The organism is Pseudochrobactrum kiredjianiae (genome assembly GCF_030362795.1).
Taxonomy (GTDB): Bacteria; Pseudomonadota; Alphaproteobacteria; order Rhizobiales; family Rhizobiaceae; genus Pseudochrobactrum; species Pseudochrobactrum kiredjianiae.
This window is the reverse complement of sequence record NZ_JAUCBM010000001.1, coordinates 946,147-969,577: the sequence shown is the minus strand read 5'-3', so window position 1 is coordinate 969,577 and position 23,431 is coordinate 946,147. Positions and strand designations below refer to the sequence as shown.

The window sequence follows — 23,431 nt, the reverse complement described above, 5'->3', positions numbered from 1 at the left end:
TGCTTTCGCACAAATCAGAATTTCGGTGCTTTCGTACCGGCAGAACGGCAAGCTGCAACCAATGTATTGGCCATCAGCATGGCAATCGTCATCGGGCCAACACCGCCCGGAACCGGCGTAATCGCACCAGCGACTTTTGCAGCCTCTGCATAATCCACATCGCCAACCAGACGGGTTTTTCCCTCGCCTTTTTCCGGCGCATCAATGCGGTTGATACCCACATCAATCACTGTGGCACCCGGCTTGATCCAGTCACCCTTCACCATCTGCGGGCGACCAACTGCGGCCACCAGAATATCGGCGGTTCGTGCCAAGGCTGGCAAATCTTTAGTACGGCTATGGGCAATAGTTACAGTCGCATTGGCAGCAAGCAGCAAATTGGCCATCGGTTTGCCGACAATATTGGAGCGACCGATTACAACAGCGTTCAGACCGGACAGATCGCGGCCAAGCTGGCGCTCAATCATAATCATGCTGCCAGCGGGCGTGCATGGCACAAAAGCACTGTCTACAGCACCGGTGCCGAGTTTACCCACATTAATATAATGAAAGCCGTCCACATCTTTGTCCGGCGCGATAGTCTGAATGACGCGGCCTTCATCAATATGCTTCGGCAGCGGCAACTGCACGAGAATACCATGAATAGCAGGATCATTATTCAGGCTGTCAATCACAGCCAGCAACTCCGCTTCAGATGTATCATCAGTCAATGTGTGCTGAACGGAGTGAAAGCCGCATTCGCGCGCCTTGCGGCCTTTGGAGGCAACATAGACCTGACTGGCCGGATCTTCCCCGACAATAACCACAGCAATTCCCGGCTGCACACCGGTAGCGGACACCAATTCGCCGGTTGCAGTTTTAACCGCAGCCACTACATCTTCCGCCAATAATTTACCGTCGATTACTTTTGCGCCGCTCGCTTCAGTCGTCATCTCACAACTCCGTCAGACCAAAAAATAACGCAAGCACTGAGACCTGAGATTACAAGCCGCGCTTACATCCTGCCTTCGCATAATCTGCCTGAGAGATGATGACAATCAAAAAACGGTTCCGCTATCTGAATAACGGCATCAGAGCGGCGAATTTCCGCTTTGTCTGGCATTAGCCAATTTTTCATGTTCGCGCAGCGCCTGCCGGATTTCTGCCAGAGCATGGGAAAGATCAGGCGCCTGCGGAATAGACTGGTCGTCCGCCGCAGTATTTAAATGACTTTTACGCATTGCAGCATAGGTTTTTGAAACAGCCTGCCGGGCTTCGGCAACCACAACATCTTCAGACACTGATACTGTGTGAGCGGTGACTTCCGCCTGCACTTCGCGGGACACAACAGGCGGAACTTCAGCAACCACGTCGCGCACAGGCAATGATCGTGTAGTTACTTTCTGCTGCACTGAGACCGGTACCGCAGGTTGCTCAACAGTATTTTCGGCCGATTTTGCAGATTTCAGACGGCCGGAAACCCGCTGCCATAATTTTTTAAACAGAGACGATGAAGGCTCCGGATCACTCTGTTCAACGGGCGCAGCTTTTACGGTCATGGCTGGTGCCTGTGCATGGCTGCGTAAAGGCTGCACACCAGTGCGCCCCATTGCAGCACGTGCGCGGTAAGCACGGGAACGTTGCGCGTTCAGGCCGAAATCACGAGGTGCATAGGCCAAAAGCGGTAATGTGCCGGAAAATTTGTTATCACGATCCATAATGCCGCCCCGTTTTAAAATTTATTTACACAGCAATTCATAATGTGGCCGAAAACATGCAAATGCTTCCGAAAATACAGCCTTTGAAATATCTTCTTTCAGACAAAGAGACTCGTCCGAAATTGATCAAACGGCACCATTCCGGATGATCATTGAATTCTTCAAAACTGTTCGCAGAAAAGCGACACGCCAGAAGCAACGCATTTTACGATGTAAATCACGTGTACCCGTTACGCTTTTGCAGCACGGTGAAACCGGTGCAAATCACTCTGCCCTATGGTTAACAAAACCTTAACGTCTCTGGCAACCACTCTGAGGAATAAATTTCATATTTTTATGATTTTTGTCGACGAGAGTCTCTCACGCCACCACCTCAACAGGCAATGACTTATGATTGATATAATCCGCAACCGGCTATTTCCCTCCCCCTGCTGAATGGTCTATCTATCAAACAAATCACAAAAGTATTTGGCCTACGCAAATGCTGCCGGACGGGAGAGGCACTGATGACAAATAATAATACTGTTTTGGTTGGCTGCGGAAATATGGGTTTCGCGATGCTGCAGGGCTGGCTCGCCAGCGGAAAGTTGCAGCCTTCAGACGTAACCGTTGTTGAGCCTGCGGACAGTTTGCGTGAACGTGCTGCAAAACTCGGTGTTAAAGCCGTCAAAAGCAGTGCAGAGATTTCAGATGCACCACGCCTCGTGATCATTGCCGTCAAACCGCAGGTTATTCAGGATATTTTGCCTGAATATAAACCCTATGCCGCCGAAGCGACATTTCTCAGTGTTGCCGCCGGAACCCCTGTTGCATTGTTTGAGCAGATTTTAGGAAGCCAGAGCGCCGTCATCCGCTGCATGCCCAATACACCGGCAGCGATTGGTAAAGGCATGATGGTCAGCTTCGCCAATAGCAATGTGCGACCGGAAATGCTGCACTTTACCGAGGAGCTGCTGGCAACCAGCGGTCAGGTTGCGCAGGTCAGTGATGAAAGCCTGATGGATGCCGTTACCGCAGTTTCCGGTTCCGGGCCTGCTTATATTTTCCACTTTATCGAATGTCTGACGCAAGCAGGCATGACCGCCGGGCTGCCGCAGGATATTGCCGGCATGCTGGCAATGCAAACCGTCTATGGTGCCGGAGCACTGGCGGCAGCGAGTACCGACACCCCGTCGCAATTGCGCATCATTGTGACCAGCCCGAACGGCACCACAGCCGCAGCACTTGATGTTCTGATGGGCGATAACCGGTTGCAAAATCTTATTACAGAGGCTGTTGAAGCAGCACACAAACGCTCTGTCGAACTCGGCAAAAGCTGAAACAAATTACTATAATAACGCAAGGGAGAGGACGAACAACCCTCTCCCTTTTCTGATTTTAAAAGATATTTCTTTTTTACTGGCCTATCCGAAAGTACAATAAAATCGGGATTTACCCGCGCTGCTTTTTAGTTAATCTTATATCATCAGCCGTGTTTTATGGCTGTATCAACGAATTAAATTGCTGCCAAACCCATTGGCAAAATTATCCGGCATTATAGAACTGTCACACATTCAGGCGATACTTGCCTCACAACAGTTCTCATCAATTCCTGCCTCAACGGGCAGGCATACACGGAAATACGAATAACTTTACAAGATTACTGCGAAGCCCCATGCAAGGATTTTTCGCAGTAAGCAGCCCGAAAAAGGAGACAGGAATGTCAAGTTTGCTGCCACCGCTCCATAACGGACATGCTTCAATTTATTTACTGAACGGCTTCCATGAAGCGGTTCACGCCTATGAAGACTGGGACATGACCGATCAGGAACCACAAGTTGCGGTTTATGGAAAATCAGTGCGCATCAGTGTGATTTTTCGCCGGTTAACACAATGTTCCGACAAGCTCCCGCAGCATGTTCTGCAATCTCTGAGAGCCGCAATACCGCATATTATGCAACATCAGCCATTGGATTTTCCGGCAACCTATGCTGATGCTTCAGGCTTATTGCGTCAGGCACTAAGCAATTATGTGCGGCGCCCAATTGCAGGAACAATCTACAATTAAATGCGGATTGCACAATCCATGACCGAAGGCGTACAGATCAGCTGATCTGTACGCCTTCTGCTATTACTATAAGAAAAGTCAGTATTTTGTGATTTTTTGTCAATTTACCACCAAAATATTTAACAATTTTCAACATGACCTTTTTGCTGTTATAGAAATCGCTTATGTCAGGTCACGAGGTTGTGATCGGCCTGCAGATTATCAGTTCCGGTAAAAGGTTATTTATGGAAAACCTGCAAATTAAAGCCTTCATCGTCCACCTTGAACGCGCCACTGAGCGCCGTGCGCAAGTGGCAGAACTGATAGCACAACTACCGATACCGTCTGAGATCATTGTTGCAGTTGATTCAAAGCAGCTGAGTGATCAACAAGTCGCGCAGGTCTATCAGCCACGGCTGCACAAACCTTATTACCCGTTCCGTTTAAGCCGCAATGAAGTTGCTTGTTTCCTGTCGCATCGCAAAACATGGCAGGCTATCATTGATCAAAATCTGGATGCTGCACTCGTACTCGAAGATGATGTGGCTCTGACACCCGACTTCCCCGCAGCTTTTGCGGCGGCTTGCAAAGTGCTTGGCAAACAAAGCTTCATTCGCCTGCCGTTCCGCCCTGAAAAAGAGCATGGGACACTCGTTATGGAATGCGAAGGCGCAAAAGTGATCCGCCCTTGTCCGGTTGGTCTTGGCACTATCGGACAGCTCATCAGCAAAGAAGCCGCACAAATGCTGTTGGATATTACCGTTCAGTTCGACCGTCCGGTTGATACTTTTGAGCAGATGAACTGGATCACGGGCCTCACCCCGCTGGCTGTTATTCCGGGCGGTGTTGATGAAATTTCCGCGAGCCTTGGCGGAAGCACATTGAAACCACCACGCAATTTGCGGCATAAGCTACATCGTGAACTGATGCGCCCATTATACCGGCGCAGCGTTGTTGCTTATTCTCGTAAAAGTGAAACTGGTCGATGAAATCTCCCGCAATACCCATTTTCACCTATCACTCGATTGATGTTGCGCCGCCGCGTGACAAGCCTTTCCGCAGCCTGCATGTTCATCCCGACCGCTTTGCAAAACAGATGCAATGGCTGAAACGACTGGGCTATCAGGGACTATCCATGCGCGATGCCCGTCCTTATCTGGAGGGGAAAAAACAAGGCAAAGTTGCTGTCATTACTTTTGATGACGGTTATCTCAATGTCTACCAACATGCCATGCCAGTACTCGACAGGCTGGGTTTTACCGCCACCAATTATTTTGTTGCCAACCAAATCGGCGGCTGCAATGCTTGGGATCTGCCGAAAGGCTCGGTCGAAATCAAATGCATGAACAAAGAGCAGCTGTTGGACTGGGCTGCCCATGGTCATGAAGTCGGCGCACATACACTCGACCATATCTTCTTACCGGATGCATCCCCTGCAGAAGCAGAGAGACAGATTGCCGGTTCAAAAACTGCACTGGAAGCGATCACCGGCACTGAAGTCAGTAATTTCTGCTATCCTCATGGTGGCGAAGGTGCGGAACTGCGTAAAATCGCCGAGAAAGCCGGTTTTGTTCACGCGACCACCACACAACGCGGTTTTGCCCGTCCGAGTGATGATCCTTTTGGCTTACCGCGCCGGTTTATCCGCAGGACAGATAACAGCCTGCTCTTTGTAAAAAAGCTCTTCGGCTTCTGAATAATTATGGCATAAAGAACTGAATATCTGCGCTCGATAGCGTGGAAGGCCTGATCTATGCCTGCAAACCGGACAAAACCAATGAAATCTTCTGCCATTCCGATCCTGCTTTATCATTCGATTGATGTACCGCCTGCGCGTTACAAACCGTTCCGCAGCCTGCACGTCCATCCGGATCGGTTTCGTTCTCAGATGCGCTGGCTGAAGCGACTGGGTTATCAAGGGCTGTCCATGCGTGATGCCCAGCCTTATCTCGAAGGCAAGAAGCAGGGCAAGGTCGCTGTTATTACCTTCGATGACGGCTTTCTCAACGTCTACCAACATGCCATGCCGGTGTTGAACGAACTCGGCTTTACTGCCACCAATTACTTTGTTGCCAATCAGATCGGCGGCCGCAATGAATGGGATATCCCTAAAGGCGCTATTGAGATTCCGTGCATGAATGCCGAACAGCTGCGCGACTGGGCAGCACAGGGTCATGAAGTCGGCGCCCATACGCTTGACCACATCTATCTGCCAGATGCCGATTCAACAGAGGCAGAGCGCCAGATTGCCGGTTCCAAAAAAATTCTTGAAGACATTCTGGGCAGTGAAGTCACCAATTTTTGCTATCCATATGGTGGCGAAACACAGGCCGTCCGCGATATTACCAAACAAGCCGGTTACGTATATGCAACGACCACAAAACGCGGTCATGCAAGGGCATCGGATGATCCGTTTGGCTTGCCACGGCGCTATATCCGCCGCACCGATGGCGGTTTGCTCTTCCTGAAAAAGCTCTTTGGTCTCTGATAAAACACACCTGCACAACACCCGAAGCAGAGAATTATTTTATCATATTACTGGCAGTCGAAGATTTTATTGCTATACATGTGCGGTCTTGTGCCCAATCACGGCACGCTTATCTGAAGCCGGATATATGTTTTGACTGTATTGCCTTCTGCCAGCACTGACCACTCGCATAACCATGCCCCGCAAAAATCCGTCATCATTATCGGAGGGGGCTTTTCCGGTGCTACACTGGCCTATCATCTGGCCACAACCACCGATCCGGCAAAGCTTAAAATCACCATCATTGAACCCCGCCAGCATCTGGGTGCGGGACTGGCTTATTCCACAGAAGAAGAAGCGTTTCGTCTGAATGTACTCTCCGACCGGATGAGCATTTTTTATGACGATAAACCGCATTTTGCCCGCTGGATAGAAGAAACACATAGTCTGAACAGCGATCCGGAAGCAACAACGGAAAATGGTCAGACCTATGCCCGCCGCAGTCTGTTTGGCAGCTATATGGCCGATCAGCTTGCGCCCCTGCTTGCCAGCGGACAAGTGCAACACCTGATTGCAAGTGCCACCGGCGCCAACCGCAACAGCGATGGCACTTACACGGTCAGCATGAATAACGGCACGACACTGGAGGCTGATTTTCTGGTGATCGCGGCTTCCCATCCCCTGCCAGCACTCCCCGCCCCTTTGCGCGCACTTGTCCCTTCAGGACAAAGCCACATAGCAGGACTGACCGCCAATCCGTATCAAGGTGACGCACTCAAACAACTGATTGAAGAAACCGGAACAGACAGCTCTGTGCTGATTATTGGCGCAGGTCTGACCTCTGCAGATATGGTTGCCGGATTATCCCAGCACGGTCATAGCGGCAAGATTACCGTTCTGTCCCGTCATGGCCTGCGCTCGCGACCTAATCTGCGCCTGAAAACAGGCGAGCTGAAACCACCACGGCTGTTCGGTGATTTTCTCAATCCGCCGGAAACATCCGCAACGCAATTATTGCGTAAAATCCGCAAGACAATCCGTGACGCAGCACTGCAATCCATACCGTGGCAATCGGTGATCGATGCCTTGCGCGATCAGGGCGATGCAATCTGGCATGTCCTGCCGCTAAGCGAGCGCCAGCGTATTGTCCGGCATTTACGCACCTATTGGGATGCTCATCGTTTTCGTCTTGCGACCCAGACAGACGATGTGTTGGAACAGCGTAGCCGTGCCAACACGCTGGATTTTCTCAGCGCCCATGTTACCGGCGCAAGCTATGCGGATAATGGCAAAGGCTTCATGATCACTTATCGTCGGCGTGGTGAGAGTATGACCATCGAGCAGCATTTCGATGCCATTATTATCACTACCGGCCCTGCGCATGGCGATATTATCGGCCAATGCGCGCCATTGGCGATGTTGCATCAGGATGGGCTGATTGAAATGGACCCGACAGGTCTCGGCCTGCATACCAGCCGAAACGAACAGGTGCTTGAGACCATGCGTGCGATCAGCAAGGATGGCTCAATCACCGATAATCTGTTTATTGCGGGGCCTTTGGCACGCGGCACTTTCGGCGAATTGATGGGTGCGCCAGAAGTCGCACGCTATACGCAGAGATTGGCAGAGGTTATCAGGCAGGCAGTACAACAGCCACTTGTCTGAGGTAAGGTTTTATTCTGCTGCCTCATAAATCAACTGACGTTTGGTGAAAACAGCTTCTGCACCTTCCAAAATCAGGTGCAGCTTTCTGTTCCACCATTCCTTCGGCGGATCACTCATCATGCGGCTCATAATCAGGATTGGCCGCGCGGTATCCGGATTACGGGCTGCTTCAGCTTCCCAAGATTTCACAACCTTTTCAATGCTGTAGTCACCAATGCGTGCTGGCTTATAAGCCCTGCGCCAGCCGGTAAAACAATCCATAGTCATATCGAATATACTATCGAGAATAACTACAGCCTCTTCAGCCGAGAAACCATATTCAACAAAGCGGTTGGCAATTTCACCGAAAGCACGGATACCTGATGGCGGCGAAACTTCAAGCTCACGCATGGCATCTGCCAACCCGGGATAGCGATCGAACAGCAGCCATGAAGAATTGGCAACATTCTGCGCGAATTCATACCAATTGGCAGGATTGCCGCGCCAGTCCAGTTCCGCAATCGCCAGATCAGCAGCGGCCAGCAGCAAATCCTTGCGACCTTTAACATAGCGATAGAGCGAAGAATGATCGACGCCCAGCGCCTGCCCGACAGCAATCATCGTCACATCATCAAGACCGATTTTCAGCGCAATGCGGGCAATTTCTTCATGAGAAGTCCGGGCCGGGCGGCCGATACGGGCACCGACTGTAATCGATTTTTTAGCCGTCAGATCTTTTTTCATTACCGTCCCCGCCTGCACTCATTCCGCCTCAAAGAGATGGAATGGAAACAATCTGTTGCAAAGTCATTTAGGCCACGCGAAATTAATTTGCAACATCCTGTAACTAAATAAAAGAAAGCAATATTCTCTTATCAACCGCTTTTCGATCAAACGGGGTTAATTTCATGAGAAAATCAACGGCACAACACTGGTCTGATTGACTGAGATCAATGCCGTCAAACTGGTCTAGGTCTATTTACCGCACATATGCTTATAGACGACACGCGCCTAAAGGATTAGGTAACTGTGAAGAAAAGGAACATGCCTCATGGACTATAGCCAGTTTTTTGAGGCGGCCATTGACCGCCTTCACAATGAAAAACGTTACCGCGTATTTGCTGATCTGGAGCGCATTGTCGGTCGCTTTCCGCAGGCAATCTGGCGCCATGACGGTCAGGCACGTGAAATCACTGTATGGTGTTCCAACGATTATCTCGGCATGGGGCAACACCCCGATGTTCTGAAGGCTATGACTGACGCCGCAATCACGCAGGGGTCAGGTGCTGGCGGCACGCGCAATATCTCCGGCAACAATCATCCGCTGGTTGAACTGGAACATGAGCTTGCCGGTCTGCACGGACAGGAAGCCGGTCTGGTATTCACCTCCGGCTTTGTGTCTAACGATGCCTCTATCTCGACAATTGCCAAATTGCTGCCGGATTGTCTCATCCTGTCCGATGAGCTTAATCATGCATCGATGATTGCCGGTATCCGTCATTCCGGTGCTGACAAGCAGATTTTCCTTCACAATGATGTCCGTCACCTTGAAGAGCTGCTGAAAGCAGCTGGTAAAGACCGCGCCAAGCTGATCGTGTTTGAATCCGTCTATTCCATGGACGGCGATGTGGCTCCGCTTAAAGAGATCGTGGAACTGGCAGAAAAATACAATGCCATGACTTACTTGGATGAAGTCCATGCGGTTGGCATGTATGGCGCACATGGCGGCGGCATTTCTGAGCGCGAAGGTCTGAGCCATCGCATTGATATTATCGAAGGCACGCTGGCCAAATCTTTTGGTACACTCGGCGGCTATATTACCGGCTCGAAACTGGTGGTTGATGCCGTGCGCTCCTATGCGCCGGGCTTTATCTTCACATCCGCTTTACCACCGGCAATTGCCAATGCGACAGTCGCGGCCATCCGCCATCTCAAAACCTCAAATACCGAGCGTGAGCTGCAGCAAAAAAATGCTCAGCTGACCAAAGACATGCTGAAACGGGCTGGCCTGCCGGTTATGCCGACAGAGACACATATTGTGCCGCTGTTTGTCGGTGATGCTGATCTTTGCAAAAAGGCCTGCGACCGCTTGCTGGAAGTGCATAGCATTTATATTCAGCCGATCAACTTCCCGACCGTGCCGCGCGGCACCGAGCGCCTGCGTATTACGCCGACACCGGTTCATGGTGAAGATCTGATTGCCGGTTTGAAAGAAGCGCTGCTTGAAGTCTGGCAGACACTGAATATTCCCTATGCGACTGACTTCAACGGCAAACCGCTGAAACAGACTGCCTGATTACAGCATGTCTCCCAAAAGCGGACACCGGTTTTGGGGCAAAGACATGCGTAGAAACAAATAATCAGAGAATAGTATTTACAGCCGTTCAGGTTCTGCCTGAGCGGCTGTTTGTTTTGCATCCATCCGACGCAGAGATCGCGCAAGAAACGGCACAACCAGCGCGATCAACATAAAACGGACGACATGGTGCGAGGCAACATAGGCCGGATCGACACCTAGCGAGAAAGCAATCACTGTTAGCGCCTCCAATGCGCCCGGAGCAAAAGCCAGCGCGATTTGCGCCGGATGCAACCCCGTCACCAGCCAGACCAAAGCACAAACAAGAGCGGCACTGCCGGTTCCGATGATGAAGGCCATCAAAGCCACTGGCAGCAATTCAATAATAATGCCGCGATGTTGTTTATTCACGCGCGAGCCGATCAGCACACCGAGAATGACCATGCCAAAATCGGCCATTTCCGGCGGCACCCGCACACTCACCACGCCCGTCACATAGACCAGCGCGCTAGCCAGCAATGCGCCGAGCATCATGCCGCCTGGTAAACGGCTGTAATGACCAAGCAAAGCACCGATAGCACCGGCTACGAACAGCCATAACCATTCCTGTGGCTGGGCTGCGGATAGTGCTGTCAAATCAATATGCGGCGCAGACTGCCCCAAGACATTCAACACCGGCGCCAGCAAACCGATCAGCAGCAACAAGCGCACTGTCTGGATCATGCTGATGCGCACCAGATCGGCGCGGGTCTCACTCGCCACTGCCATAACAAAAGAGAGCGCACCCGGTAGTGAAGAGAAAAAAGCTGTCTGCGCATCCCAGCGGAATACATAACGCAGCAACATAAATGTGAAACCGGTGACCGAAACCAGCATAACAAAAAGCAGTAAAAAACTGAGCGGCCATTCACCAATCTGGTTCAGGGTCTCAGGACGCACGCCGGAACCGGCCTGCACACCCAGCATAATAAACACCAGATTGCGCAGCCACACCGGCAAATAAATGTTCACACCGCTCAAAGAAGCAATCATCACACTGCACATGGAGCCAAGCAGGAAAGGAATTGGCAGCCCGATAAACCAAGCAATGCCGGCTCCGCTCCCCGCAATCAAAAATGTCAATAAAAATGCAGAAAGATTATTCAGAAAACGCGGGCGGGGCATGTGATTATTCTTATTCTGAAGGGCGGCATAATGCCGGATATACAAGCAACTGCGGCCGCATTTTAGCCACAAACCAAGCTATGTAAAGCGCCTCACTTTTTCTTTATCGGCAACCGATTTCCAAACTATGCTTATAAAAAAAGCCCGGTAGCATTGCTGCTACCGGGCTTGTTATACACAATCGTATAAATCAGGCTTTTTTAGCCAGAAGATCACGGATTTCAGTCAACAAAGCCTGATCCGCAGGAATTTCTGCTACTGCGGCTGGCGCAGCTTCTTCTTTTTTCTTCATCTGGTTCATGCCCTTAACAACAAGAAACAGAACCCATGCAATAATCATGAAGTTGATCAGCAAGGTCACGAAGTTACCATAAGCAATTGTCGCACCGGCTTCACGCGCAGCAGCAAGCGTACCCTTTGGCTCACCGGCCAGCTGGATGTACATGTTCGAGAAGTCGATACCACCGGTGACAAGACCGATAATTGGCATGATGATGTCATTCACAATGGAATTCACCAGACCACCAAATGCACCACCGATGATAACACCGATAGCCAAATCAACCATGTTGCCCTTCAGGGCGAACTCGCGAAACTCTTTTAACATAGACTGTCCTTTTCAATACGGGGGCTAATTTCTAATATATTATGAATACTCAAAATAAAGAATAATATTACCTTTTAAAGATAATAATTCTGCTATTCCCTTGAATATCGTTAATTCTTGCCTATAGCAGCCAAGAACAAAGCCGCCACGGCTTCAAAAAGGCAAAGATTTGCTGCCCTATACAGTATCTATGTCCGTATTTTTTATGTAACGCTATAATTAATTGCTCAGATTGGGGGGAAAATGCACGGTTGGATCATTATCGGCATAGCATTTCTCTACCTGATTCTGCTGTTTGCTGTTGCAAGTATCGGCGATCGTAAAGCATCACGCCGCGGTGCCAAGCCAAGACCCTATATTTATGCTTTCAGCCTTGCAGTCTATTGTACTTCCTGGACATTTTTCGGCTCTGTCGGGCTGGCGGCAGACCGTGGCCTTGAATTTTTAGGCATCTATATCGGCCCGATACTGGTCTTTACTTTCGGCAACAAATTTTTACGGCAAATCGTCCGTCTGGCGAAAGCAGAACGCATCACCTCGATCGCCGACTTTCTTGCAGCCCGTTACGGAAAAAGCACCAGTGTTGCTACGATTGGCACCTGTATCGCCGTGGTTGGCTCCATGCCTTATATCGCCCTGCAACTAAAAGCCGTTTCCGGCAGCGTGGATATGGTGCTGGCGCAATATCAGGCTTCCTATGACCCGATTGTCTATGTCTTTGGCGATATTTCTTTATTCGTCACCGCATTGCTTGCAATTTTCGCCATTCTCTTCGGCACCAGACATACAGATGCCACAGAGCATCAGGACGGGCTGATCCTCGCGGTAGCACTCGAATCCGCGATCAAGATTACAGCCTTTTTGATTGTGGGTATTGCCACCACATTCTTTCTGTTTGGCTCGCCTTTCGATCTGCCGCAGCAATTGCAGGAACGGAATATCGATTTTTGGGGCATGTTTTCCAAAACCAGCGTTAGCACATGGCTTGTGCATACGATGCTAAGTGCTGCAGCCGTGCTGATGTTGCCGCGCCAGTTTCACGTTACTGTCGTTGAAAATCGCAGCGAGCGGGAATTACGCACCGCCCGCTGGCTGTTTCCGGTCTATCTGATCCTGATCAACCTATTTGTGTTGCCGATTGCGCTGCAAGGACTGGTCAATCTCGATCCGTCAACCAATGCCGATCTCTATGTGCTGGCTTTGCCGCTCGCCGCAGGCTCCCATCTTCTAACCTTGCTGGCCTTTGTCGGCGGGCTGTCTGCCGCAACGGCTATGGTCATTGTGGCCTGTGTTGCCCTGTCAATTATGATCTCCAACCATTTGCTGTTGCCATTGCTGATCCGCTATGTTTACCGGCGTAGCAAATATCAGCAGAAGGATTTGACACGACTTATTCTTTATACCCGCCGCGCAACCATCGTGATTATTCTGGCGGTTACCTTCAGCTATTACCGCGCCAGCTCCAGCACTTTCGGTCTGGCCTCCATCGGCCTGGTGTCTTTTGCTGCAATTGCCCAATTCGCACCACCACTGATCGGTGGTTTGGTCTGGCGTAATGCCAATGCCCGTGGCGCAGTTTTAGGCATGGTCTGCGGCTTTGCGGTCTGGGGCTATACCCTGTTATTGCCAACGCTCGCCAGTTCCGATGCACCCATTCTGCAAAACGGTTTATGGGGGCTGTCTTATCTGCGCCCACAAGCGCTGTTCGGCACCGAGGCGCTACCCCTCACCCATGGCGCGCTGTGGAGCCTTGCGATTAATACGCTGTTCTTCGTGCTTGGCTCACTCTCCCGCCAATCCACACCGCTGGAGCGAATTCAGGCCAGCACATTCATGCCGCGCAACCTGAAAACCGTGCCGGTCTTGCGCCGTTTCCGTACCAGCGTCACCGTCGGAGAGATTAAAAACACCATCGCCCGTTATTTAGGTGAAGACCGCGTTGCCCTCGCTTTCAGTCGCTACGATCACGGTGGCGACCTGCCACTCGATGATAAAGCCATTGCTGACGTAGCGCTGATCCGCTTTGCCGAGCAAATATTGGGCAGCGCCATTGGCTCCTCCTCTGCGCGGCTGGTGCTGTCACTCCTGCTGCAACGCAAAGATAATAAAGCACCAGACACATTGCGGCTGCTGGATGACGCCTCGGAAGCCTTGCAGCACAATCGCGATCTGCTGCAAACCGCGCTGGATCAAATGGAACAAGGCATTACGGTTCTCGACAAGGATTTCCGCCTGACCTGCTGGAACCGGCGTTTCCGTCATTTACTGCAATTGCCGGACGGCTTGGCGCAGGTCGGCAAGCCCATTTCTGAAGTGCTAGACCGCCTGTTGCAAAATGCGGAAATTCACGAGGGCGACGCTACGAAGCTGATGCGCACGTTGGAGCGCACCCATGAGCCGAGCCGTATCTTGCTATATTCAACAGGCAAAATTATTGAGATTGCCGCCAATCCGATGCCTGATGGCGGCATTGTTGCCAGTTATACCGACATCACCGCCTCGGTTGAAGCGGACAATGCCATGAAGCGCCTCAATGAATCGCTGGAGCAGCGTGTGGCTGACCGCACCACAGAATTGCTGGAAGTGAACCAGCAATTGGTTCAGGCGCAGAAGCTGGCCGAGGAAGCTAATTTCGGCAAGACCCGTTTTTTGGCCGCAGCGGGGCACGATATTCTGCAACCACTCAATGCTGCCCGCCTCTACAGCACGGCACTCAGTGAAAGATTGCGGGAATCGGAAGCGCAACTCGCGCGCAATATTGATTCCTCGCTTGAAGCTGTTGAAGGTATTCTCAGCGCTTTGCTGGATATTTCGCGCCTTGATACCGGCTCCCTCAAGCCGGAACTCTCTCTGTTCCGTTTAGATCGCCTGCTGCAACAAGTGGCAACAGACTTTACCCCGCTCGCAGCCGATAAGGGCTTGAAACTGCGGATCGTCCCCTGCTCGCTCAGTGTTTACAGCGACCGCACTCTGCTGCGCCGCCTGCTACAAAATCTGGTTTCCAATTCCATCAAATACAGCCGCTCGGGCAAAATTCTCATTGGGGTGCGCCGTCGTGGCGGCAATCTCGAAATCAAAGTTGCTGATACCGGCATCGGCATTGCACCGGAAAAACAGGAACTGGTCTTCCGTGAGTTCTATCGGCTGGATGAAGGCATGAGCCAGGCAGACGGGCTGGGACTTGGTTTGTCTATCGTCGACCGGATTGTCAGAGTGCTGCATTTGTCGATCCATCTGCGCTCAGAACATGGCAAAGGCACCTGTTTCAGTGTCATCATTCCGCAATCGCAGGAACCTGCGACCGAGACTGCAAATGATTACGTACCAGCCAGACGCCGCAGTCATGCACTGCAAGGTATGCGCGTCCTCTGCATTGATAATGATCCGCTGATCCTTGACGGTATGCACACGCTGCTCGGTGGCTGGGGCTGTGACATGACGCTAATACGCAACGGTGCACAACTGAAAAACTGGTGTCATCAGATTGCCCATAAGCAAGACACTGTGCGGATATTGCCGGATATTATTCTGGCCGATTATCACCTCAACCGCGAAAACGGTCTGGATATGATCGGCTATATTCGCGAGACATTGGGACACAGCATCCCTGCGGTCTTGGTCACTGCAGACCGTTCCAAAGAAGTCAAACTACAGGCAAAAGAAGAGAATGTGCATGTGCTGAACAAGCCGCTGAAACCCGCAGCTTTGCGGGCTCTGCTGGCACATTATCATTTGCGCTAGAGCGTGTTGCGTTTAATCGTACCCACTGCGCTCGCTCTAGATTCTTTTCATTATCGCATGTCGCAGCTAAATGAATACATTTAGCTGCGACATGCTTTAGAGCGGTTTACGTTCATGTTGGATCGCAGCGCTCGCATCTCAATTCCTTAGTTTGTCGCATTATCCCGGGCTGTCCAAGTTGATTCAACTTGACTGTGAAATGCTCTGAAACCGTTTTGAAGCACATTGCGAAAACCGTTTTACAATTTTCGGAATGTGCTCAACGCATCTTAGTCAAGCAGTGTAAAACCGGGTCCGAGTTTGGACAGCAAAATCACCGCCTGTGTGCGGCTGTCCACACCCAGCTTTTGCAACACTGCAGAAACATGCGCTTTAACCGTTGCCTCGGAGATTTTCAGCTCATAGGCCAGTTGTTTATTCAACAATCCCTGCCCGAGCATGGAAAGCACGCGTGTCTGCTGCGGCGTGAGTGCGCGGATTCGGGCAATCAGATCAGCAATTTCGGCATCATTCTCAGCGCCGAGTTCCATATCACCGGAAACCCATTCTCCGCCATCCAGGACTGTGCGTACGGCTTCGCCGATCTCTTCCAGACCCGCCGATTTAGAAACAAAACCAGAAGCGCCAAGCTCCATGGCACGACGGATCGTTGCCACATCATCGGTGGCAGAAACAATCATGACCGGTAATTGCGGATATTGTGCTTTAAGATTAATCAGACCCGACAAACCGCTGACGCCGGGCATAGTCAGATCCAGAAACAACAAATCAACATCCTGTGCGTCTTCTGCGACCTGTTCCAGTTGTTGATAATTTTCAGCCTCAGTTACACTATCCGGTCGGAACCCATCCTGTAAAATCTGTCGCAATGCGCCGCGAAATAACGGATGGTCATCTGCAATGATAAAATTCAAATTCATAAATTTCTTACCCCTTGCCTGCCCCCTCAGCAGAGTCCCCGCAACTATTCTCCCGAATGCACCTTATCTCTTTATATAGCCAAAGATAAAGTTCGAAATTACATGCATTCATCATGCTTTACATGCGAAATGTCTTATCTTTCATTTCCCGCTACTTGCCGCTCTATCAGTTGCTTACGCCTTTTTACAAGCTATATCACGGTTGAAAAGCGAGAAAAGACAAAACCGGACTATATGAAAACCGTCTTTGTCACGGACATTACGTTTCCCTTGTTATAAATTTGCCCCCGAAAGAAAGATTTTACTGCCTGTTTTGTGCTCTTGCCGTGATGGTGCCGTATTGTCAGCTAGGGTGAGGCCTGCTTTATAGGTAAGAGAAAATCCGGACAATCAGCGGACGGATCTGATCGCAGATAAAATAATGAAAAAGGACGACCCATGAAACGCCACAGCCTCTATCCGGACATTAAACCCTATCGGGAAGAAATGTTGCAGGTCTCAGCCCTGCACCGGATTTATTTTGAGGAATGCGGGAATCCGAACGGCAAGCCGGTCATTATGATTCACGGCGGCCCGGGCGGTGGTATTTCACCGACCATGCGCCGTCTGCATGATCCGTCCGTTTATCGTATTATCCTGTTTGATCAGCGTGGTTGCGGCCGTTCCACACCGCATGCGGAATTGCGTGAAAACACCACATGGGATCTGGTTGCGGATATGGAACGTCTGCGCACCCATCTCGGCGTTGAGAAATGGCAGGTCTTCGGCGGCTCATGGGGTTCCACCCTTGGCCTCGCTTATGCCCAGACCCATCCGGAGCGCGTGAGCGAACTGGTTCTGCGCGGCATCTTCATGGCACGCCGTTTCGAAATCGACTGGCTCTACAGCAATGGTGCCAGCATTATTTATCCGGATCGTTTTGAAGCCTATCAGCTGCATATTCCGGAAGCCGAGCGTGGCGACATGGTTGCCGCCTATTACCGCCGCCTGACTGACCCTAACCCGCAGGTGCAGATTGAAGCTGCCCGTCGCTGGGCACGCTGGGAAGGCTCTGCGATTTCTCTGCTACCCGATCCTGAACGTGAAGCCGCTTTCGGGCAGGATCATTTCGCCATCGCATTTGCCCGTATCGAATGCCATTATTTCCAGAACCGCGGCTTCTTCGACACCGACGATCAGCTGCTGCGTCTTGCTGACCGTATTCGTCATATTCCGGGCGTTATCATTCACGGCCGCTACGATATGTGCACACCGTTCATCAACGCATGGCACTTGAAAAAAGTCTGGCCAGAAGCTGATCTGCGCATTGTGGAAGATGCCGGACATGCAGTTTCAGAACCGGGCATTACACATGAACTGGTTGAGGCAACCCGCCGCTTTGCCAATATTCACTAAACTCGGTTTACAGCCATAAAAAAAGCGCCGTCTCCGGCGCTTTTTCTTTAAGTACGATTTGGTGTTGTGGCAGGCTCATCAAGGGTCTTTGCCACTCCCATAAAAGAGCGCATAAAGCGTTCCATATAGCCCAAACCTTTTTCAAACTCTTCCTCACTCGGCAATGTGCTGTTCGCAACGCCTGTTTTTTCAAGCTTGGCAATACGTGCGGTCAAATCAGCGACCTGTTTTTCCAACAAGATTGTGCGCTCATCATTGCTCAGCTGTGCAGGTTTCGCCTCCGCGCATTCAACCTTACCGGCCTGTTCTTTACATAAAGCAAATTCACCGGTCTGGCGATCAAGCCGAATAATACCGGCTTCTATTTTCTCCATCGAATAGCGCTGCATATCCTGCGCCGGAGAAGGACTCATTCCCCAGACCAAAGCCAAACCTGTAAGAGCGGAGATTATCGCACTGCGCATGATGAGTTTTGATTTATTCTCTCTCGCCACAGCAATCGCACGACCGGAACGGTTTTTCATCTGCCATCTCCTTTGGAAATTATAGTCCTAATATGGTGGATTTAACGCCATTTTCCAGACCAAAAGCGCAAAAAACAGACATCCTCCTGCTTGCATTTGAAATTTTGCAAAAGTGATGTTAACTCTTTATTAAAATTTAGTAGTAGCTTGTGACTTAATTTTGTCCTAAAAGCTGCCGGATGCGCCAAACCGGCCAGATATATCCAGACACATAATGATGTCTGAACAACATTTCCGTTCACAACAATAGCGTTTTTCATGTCACACAGTGATCTGTCACATACCACCATCTACAAGATAGCCACGCGCGCTCAATGGGCAGCCGCAGAACAGACCGGATATTTTACCGGCGCTCCTGTCGATCTTCAGGATGGGTATATCCATTTTTCTACCGCTGACACGGTTACTGAAACTGCGGCCAAGCATTTCGCCGGTCAGAGCGATCTGCTGCTGGTCGCGGTTGATGCCTCAGCGCTGGATGATAATCTGCGCTATGAAATTTCCCGCGGCGGCAAAGCCTTCCCGCATCTTTATGCCAATCTCCAGCTCACTGCCGTGCGCTGGGTGAAAGACCTGCCGCTCGACAGCGACGGCAAGCATCAGTTTCCGGAGCTTGAACAATGAGCGGTTTCTTTGAAAATATTGCCCGTCGTGCACTTTTTGCGATGGACGGGGAACAGGCGCATGGTCTTTCAATTGCAGCGCTGAAAACCGGCGTTCTCTCCAGCCCTGCCCCGCTTGATCCTGCATTGCAGCAATGTGTAGCCGGTCTCAAGTTTACCAATCCGCTGGGCATGGCCGCTGGCTTTGACAAGAATGCGGAAGTGCCGGACGCACTTTTGAAACTCGGTTTTGGTTTTGCAGAAGTCGGCACCATTACGCCGCGCGCACAGGCTGGCAATCCGAAGCCTCGTATTTTCCGCCTTGTTGAAGATCGTGCGGTGATCAACCGTCTCGGCTTCAACAATGAAGGTCATGAAGCCGCTTATAAGCGCCTCAGTCAGCGCAACAGCTGCACCACATGCGGCATTGTAGGCGTGAATATCGGCGCGAATAAAGACAGTGAAGACCGCGTGGCCGATTATGTGGCTGGTATTCATCGTTTCTATAGCGTTGCCAAATATTTCACTGCGAATATCTCTTCCCCGAACACACCGGGTCTGCGTGATCTGCAAGCCAAAGACAGCCTGCATATTCTGCTGGAAAAAGTGCTGGAAGCACGCGATCAGGAAGCTGAAAAATGCACCCTGAAACGCCCTGTTTTCCTGAAAATCGCACCTGATCTGACAGAGGAAGGCTTGGATGATATTGCCGAAGTGGCACTTGCTCATCCGCTGGATGGCCTGATCATTGCGAATACAACCTTGTCACGCACCGATCTGGTCAATCAGGTGGAAGCAAAAGAGGCCGGAGGCCTTTCCGGTGCTCCGATTTTTGAACGCTCGACTATTGTGCTTGCCAAAATGCGTCAGCACATTGGTAAAACCATGCCGCTTATCGGCGTGGGCGGTGTAGACAGCGGCGCAACCGCACTCACCAAAATTAAAGCCGGTGCCGATCTGGTACAGCTTTATACCGGTATGATCTATCGTGGCCCGACCGTGCCGAAAGAGATCGTTAAAGAGCTTTCCGCATTGGTGAAGCAGGCGGGTGTCGCCAATATCTCCGAGCTGCGTGATCTGGAAACGGCAGTTTGGGCAGCCAAAGATATTCCGGCCTGATCTTTTTTAAAAAGCTGAATACAAAAAAGCCGGAGTGGCAAGAACCACTCCGGCTTTTTTATTGATTATTTTAATTAGCCGCTGATCTTTGAGAAATCAGCAACCTGACCGGTTACGACACGAATTTTAGCCAGCAATGCCAAGCGATTAGCGCGGATAGCTTCATCCTCATCATTGACCATCACCTTGTCAAAGAAGGCATCAACCGGCGCACGCAGCTCAGCCATTGCTGACATAGCTGCCGAGAAATCTTCTTTAGCAATGGCCGCAGCAGCTTTAGTTTCTGCCGACTGCACCGCAGCGAACAATGCCTTTTCCTCTTCATTGTTGAAGAGTGCGGCATCTACGCTATCAGCAATGACAGTGCCTTTTTTCTCTTCTGCGCCGAGAATATTGGCTGCACGTTTGGTGCCTGCCAGCAGGTTCTTGCCATCTTCTTCATTGATGAAAACAATCAGTGCTTCAAGACGACGGGCAACTAGCAGCAGATTGTCGGCATCAGCTGACAAGACTGCATCAATCGCATCGTGACGCGCACCTTCGTCTTTCAGATAGACTTTGAAACGATCATGGAAGAAGGACAGCAGATCAGCACCAACATCTTTTGATGCCAGGCCTTCAATCGAAGCCATCGGCTTTTCTGCCTGTGCAATCAGCGCTTTCAGTTCCGCACGGATATCATTGTCCAAAATCAGACGAATAACGCCAAGCGCTGCACGACGCAGTGCATAAGGATCTTTAGAACCTGTCGGCTTTTCATCAATCGCCCAGAAACCGACAAGGGTGTCGATCTTATCAGCCAATGCAACGGCAACCGATACCGGATCGCGTGGAACGCGGTCTGACGGGCCCTGCGGCTTGTAATGATCTTCAAGCGCAGTTGCGACAGCAGCATCTTCGCCCTGAAGCAAAGCGTATTTATGCCCCATTGCGCCCTGTAGTTCAGGGAACTCGCCGACAACTTCAGTCTGCAAATCTGCTTTCGCCAGCACTGCTGCGCGGGCAGTCAATGCAACGTCTGCGCCGACCAGCGGTGCAATTGCTTCTGCAAGCGCCTTGATACGCGCCACGCGCGCACCCTGTGTGCCGAGCTTGGCATGGAAGGTCACATTCAGTGCATCCAGACGCGCCATGCGCTGATCTAAAGGCTTGGCCAAATCAAGTGCGAATTTCGCAGCGGAAGCTTTCAGCTTGTCCATATCCGGCATATCTGCCTGATCGGTATGCCAGAAATACAACGCATCGGACAGGCGTGCACGAACGACCTTGCCGTTACCGAAAGCGATCTCCTTGCCGCCGTCACGAGCAGCAATATTGGAGATCAGAATGAACTTGTTGGAAAGTGCATCTGTCTCGCCCTGCTTGCGGGTGACAAAGCATTTCTGATTGGCACGGATGGTCAGGCGGATCACTTCCGGCGGAATGGAGAGGAATTCTTCCTCAAATTCGCCCATCAGCACCACCGGCCATTCAACCAGACCGGAAACTTCTTCCAGCAGACCTTCGTCCTCAACCAGTTCCAGACCGGACGCAAAAGCCAGATTGCGGGCATCGGTGAGAATAATTTCTTTGCGGCGTTCAGCATCAAGCACCACATGCGCTTTTTCCAGCTTTTCGACATAATCGTCAAACCGGCGCACGGTGATCGGCTGACCATCGCTCATAAAACGGTGACCATGAGTGGTGTTACCGGAGCGCACGCCGCCGACTTCAAAATCCACCACAACGGTTTCTTCGGTTTCAGGACCAAACAGGCAAATAATCGACTGCAGCGGACGTACCCAGCGCATTGCACCTGACTGTGCCGAAGCCTTGCCCCAACGCATGGATTTCGGCCACGGGAAGTTCTGCACCACATTCGGCACCAGTTCCGCGATAATTTCTTCCGCAGCACGGCCGGATTTGGTGATATGCGCGACGTAGAAGTCACCCTTCTTCGGATCGGAATGCAAATGTGCCTGCGCAATATCGCTCAAGCCAGCTTTACGCAGAAAGCCCTGAATTGCGGCCTCAGGCGCAGAAATTGACGGGCCTTTGATATCTTCATGCACATCTTTTGAACGCACAGTCAGACCGCGAATATCCAGCGTGAGACGACGCGGTGTCCAGTAAGGCGTTGCTGCCTCATAGGTCAGACCGGCTTCAACCAGACCATCAGTGATCATTTTCTTCAAATCACCGGCAGCTTTACGCTGCATGCGGGCTGGAATCTCTTCAGAGAACAATTCTAACAGTAAATCAGGCATCAGCGTGTCTCGTTCTTGTAGTTGACGCCACCGGCATCGGTCTGAAGGAAGGCTTCACCGCATTGGCGCGCAAGATTGCGCACACGCAGGATATAGCTCTGGCGCTCGGTTACCGAGATAACACCGCGGGCATCCATCAGATTGAAAATATGCGAGGCTTTAATCGCTTGGTCATAAGCAGGGAAAACGCACTTATGTAAGTTCCCTGTCGTGCCTCCGGCACTCCCCGCCTCTTGTATATCTTTAGCACCAGCCGCTAGTACAGCTTTACATTCAGCTTCCGCATCAATGAAATGCTGGTGCAGCATATCGGTATTGGCGATCTCGAAATTGTAGCGCGAATATTCCTGTTCGGTCTGAAGGAACACGTCACCGTAAGTAACTTTGTCCTCGCCTTCGAGACCATTGAAGTTCAGGTCATAAACATTGTCCACGCCCTGCACATACATAGCGAGACGTTCCAGACCATAGGTCAGCTCACCGGCAACCGGTGAACATTCAATACCACAAACCTGCTGGAAATAAGTGAACTGCGAGATTTCCATACCATCGCACCAGCATTCCCAACCCAAGCCCCAAGAGCCGGTAGTCGGGTTTTCCCAGTCGTCCTCAACAAAGCGGATATCATGCAATTCAGTGTCGATGCCGATTGCCTTCAAGGAACCGAGATACAGCTCTTGCAGGTTCGGCGGGCTTGGCTTCAGCAATACCTGATACTGGTAATAATGCTGCATGCGGTTCGGATTTTCACCATAACGGCCATCTTTCGGTCGACGTGACGGCTGCACATAGGCAACATTCCACGGCTTTGGCCCCAGAGCGCGCAAAGTGGTGGACGGATGCAGCGTACCCGCCCCGACTTCCATATCGTAAGGCTGCAAAATTGTGCAGCCATGCTGCGCCCAATAATGCTGGAGCGCCATGATAAAGCCCTGAAAAGAGCGGGTCGGATGCAGGTGTTCAGGCAATGTGCTGGTCACGAT

The 23,431-nt window shown here is 51.1% G+C and carries 20 protein-coding genes; 11 read left to right on the top strand and 9 right to left on the bottom strand.

Annotation, left to right across the window (positions count from 1 at the left end; genetic code table 11):
- Positions 1-14: 14 nt before the first annotated feature.
- Together folD and QUF18_RS04255 are read right to left on the bottom strand one after the other, a co-directional pair.
- Positions 15-932 (bottom strand): bifunctional methylenetetrahydrofolate dehydrogenase/methenyltetrahydrofolate cyclohydrolase FolD, encoded by a 918-nt coding sequence (folD, locus tag QUF18_RS04260; RefSeq protein ID WP_289385517.1) that lies wholly within the window; start codon positions 930-932, stop codon positions 15-17.
- Positions 933-1,070: 138 nt separating this feature from the next.
- A complete protein-coding gene (locus QUF18_RS04255) occupies positions 1,071-1,697 on the bottom strand; it encodes a hypothetical protein (protein WP_289385515.1) in 627 nt (208 codons plus the stop codon).
- A 506-nt stretch (positions 1,698-2,203) separates the two neighbouring features.
- Between QUF18_RS04255 and proC the strand changes: the two genes are divergently transcribed.
- From proC to QUF18_RS04225, 6 genes are all read left to right on the top strand, one after another.
- Positions 2,204-3,016 carry a pyrroline-5-carboxylate reductase gene (gene proC / locus QUF18_RS04250; RefSeq protein ID WP_289385513.1) on the top strand — a complete coding sequence of 271 codons (813 nt, stop codon included), beginning with the start codon at positions 2,204-2,206 and terminating at the stop codon, positions 3,014-3,016.
- A gap of 380 nt (positions 3,017-3,396) precedes the next feature.
- Positions 3,397-3,744 carry a BRA0787 family protein gene (locus QUF18_RS04245; protein WP_289385511.1) on the top strand — a complete coding sequence of 116 codons (348 nt, stop codon included), beginning with the start codon at positions 3,397-3,399 and terminating at the stop codon, positions 3,742-3,744.
- 233 nt (positions 3,745-3,977) lie between these two features.
- A complete protein-coding gene (locus QUF18_RS04240) occupies positions 3,978-4,712 on the top strand; it encodes a glycosyltransferase family 25 protein (protein WP_353074485.1) in 735 nt (244 codons plus the stop codon).
- Entirely contained in the window at positions 4,709-5,419 is a 711-nt protein-coding gene (locus QUF18_RS04235; RefSeq protein ID WP_289385507.1) for a polysaccharide deacetylase family protein, read from the top strand. Before QUF18_RS04240 ends, QUF18_RS04235 begins: the two co-directional genes overlap by 4 nt.
- 81 nt (positions 5,420-5,500) lie before the next feature.
- Positions 5,501-6,211 carry a polysaccharide deacetylase family protein gene (locus QUF18_RS04230; RefSeq protein ID WP_289385505.1) on the top strand — a complete coding sequence of 237 codons (711 nt, stop codon included), beginning with the start codon at positions 5,501-5,503 and terminating at the stop codon, positions 6,209-6,211.
- 132 nt (positions 6,212-6,343) lie between these two features.
- Positions 6,344-7,855: an FAD/NAD(P)-binding protein gene (locus QUF18_RS04225; RefSeq protein WP_289385503.1), complete on the top strand. Its 1,512-nt coding sequence runs from the start codon at positions 6,344-6,346 to the stop codon at positions 7,853-7,855.
- 9 nt (positions 7,856-7,864) lie between these two features.
- Here QUF18_RS04225 and QUF18_RS04220 read toward each other — a convergent pair whose 3' ends face one another.
- The gene (locus tag QUF18_RS04220) at positions 7,865-8,578 is read right to left on the bottom strand and encodes a hypothetical protein (RefSeq protein ID WP_289385500.1); all 714 of its coding nucleotides are present in this window, start codon (positions 8,576-8,578) and stop codon (positions 7,865-7,867) included.
- A 307-nt stretch (positions 8,579-8,885) separates the two neighbouring features.
- On the opposite strand from QUF18_RS04220, the gene hemA reads away from it, so the two are divergent.
- Positions 8,886-10,130, top strand: a complete 1,245-nt coding sequence (gene hemA, locus QUF18_RS04215; protein WP_289385498.1) for a 5-aminolevulinate synthase — start codon at positions 8,886-8,888, stop codon at positions 10,128-10,130.
- A gap of 78 nt (positions 10,131-10,208) precedes the next feature.
- On the opposite strand, the gene QUF18_RS04210 is transcribed toward hemA, so the two are convergent.
- Complete coding sequence (locus QUF18_RS04210; RefSeq protein WP_289385495.1) at positions 10,209-11,294, bottom strand: AbrB family transcriptional regulator; 1,086 nt, start codon at positions 11,292-11,294, stop codon at positions 10,209-10,211.
- A gap of 190 nt (positions 11,295-11,484) precedes the next feature.
- Positions 11,485-11,901, bottom strand: a complete 417-nt coding sequence (gene mscL, locus QUF18_RS04205) for a large conductance mechanosensitive channel protein MscL (protein WP_289385494.1) — start codon at positions 11,899-11,901, stop codon at positions 11,485-11,487.
- Between the two features lie 243 nt (positions 11,902-12,144).
- On the opposite strand from mscL, the gene QUF18_RS04200 reads away from it, so the two are divergent.
- Positions 12,145-15,642, top strand: a complete 3,498-nt coding sequence (locus QUF18_RS04200; RefSeq protein ID WP_289385492.1) for a PAS domain-containing hybrid sensor histidine kinase/response regulator — start codon at positions 12,145-12,147, stop codon at positions 15,640-15,642.
- A gap of 269 nt (positions 15,643-15,911) precedes the next feature.
- Here the strand turns inward: QUF18_RS04200 and QUF18_RS04195 are convergent, their stop codons facing one another.
- A complete protein-coding gene (locus tag QUF18_RS04195; RefSeq protein ID WP_374806430.1) occupies positions 15,912-16,562 on the bottom strand; it encodes a response regulator in 651 nt (216 codons plus the stop codon).
- Positions 16,563-17,000: 438 nt separating this feature from the next.
- Between QUF18_RS04195 and pip the strand changes: the two genes are divergently transcribed.
- Positions 17,001-17,957, top strand: coding sequence for a prolyl aminopeptidase (gene pip, locus QUF18_RS04190; RefSeq protein WP_289385491.1), 957 nt, complete (start codon positions 17,001-17,003; stop codon positions 17,955-17,957).
- A gap of 47 nt (positions 17,958-18,004) precedes the next feature.
- Here pip and QUF18_RS04185 read toward each other — a convergent pair whose 3' ends face one another.
- Positions 18,005-18,481 carry a hypothetical protein gene (locus QUF18_RS04185; protein WP_289385489.1) on the bottom strand — a complete coding sequence of 159 codons (477 nt, stop codon included), beginning with the start codon at positions 18,479-18,481 and terminating at the stop codon, positions 18,005-18,007.
- 258 nt (positions 18,482-18,739) lie between these two features.
- On the opposite strand from QUF18_RS04185, the gene QUF18_RS04180 reads away from it, so the two are divergent.
- Positions 18,740-19,105 (top strand): DUF952 domain-containing protein, encoded by a 366-nt coding sequence (locus QUF18_RS04180; protein WP_289385487.1) that lies wholly within the window; start codon positions 18,740-18,742, stop codon positions 19,103-19,105.
- The gene (locus QUF18_RS04175) at positions 19,102-20,202 is read left to right on the top strand and encodes a quinone-dependent dihydroorotate dehydrogenase (RefSeq protein ID WP_289385485.1); all 1,101 of its coding nucleotides are present in this window, start codon (positions 19,102-19,104) and stop codon (positions 20,200-20,202) included. Before QUF18_RS04180 ends, QUF18_RS04175 begins: the two co-directional genes overlap by 4 nt.
- 74 nt (positions 20,203-20,276) lie before the next feature.
- Here QUF18_RS04175 and glyS read toward each other — a convergent pair whose 3' ends face one another.
- Both glyS and QUF18_RS04165 read right to left on the bottom strand, forming a co-directional pair.
- Positions 20,277-22,448 carry a glycine--tRNA ligase subunit beta gene (gene glyS, locus QUF18_RS04170; RefSeq protein ID WP_289385483.1) on the bottom strand — a complete coding sequence of 724 codons (2,172 nt, stop codon included), beginning with the start codon at positions 22,446-22,448 and terminating at the stop codon, positions 20,277-20,279.
- Positions 22,448-23,404 (bottom strand): glycine--tRNA ligase subunit alpha, encoded by a 957-nt coding sequence (locus QUF18_RS04165; protein ID WP_289386138.1) that lies wholly within the window; start codon positions 23,402-23,404, stop codon positions 22,448-22,450. Before QUF18_RS04165 ends, glyS begins: the two co-directional genes overlap by 1 nt.
- Positions 23,405-23,431 lie beyond the last annotated feature (27 nt).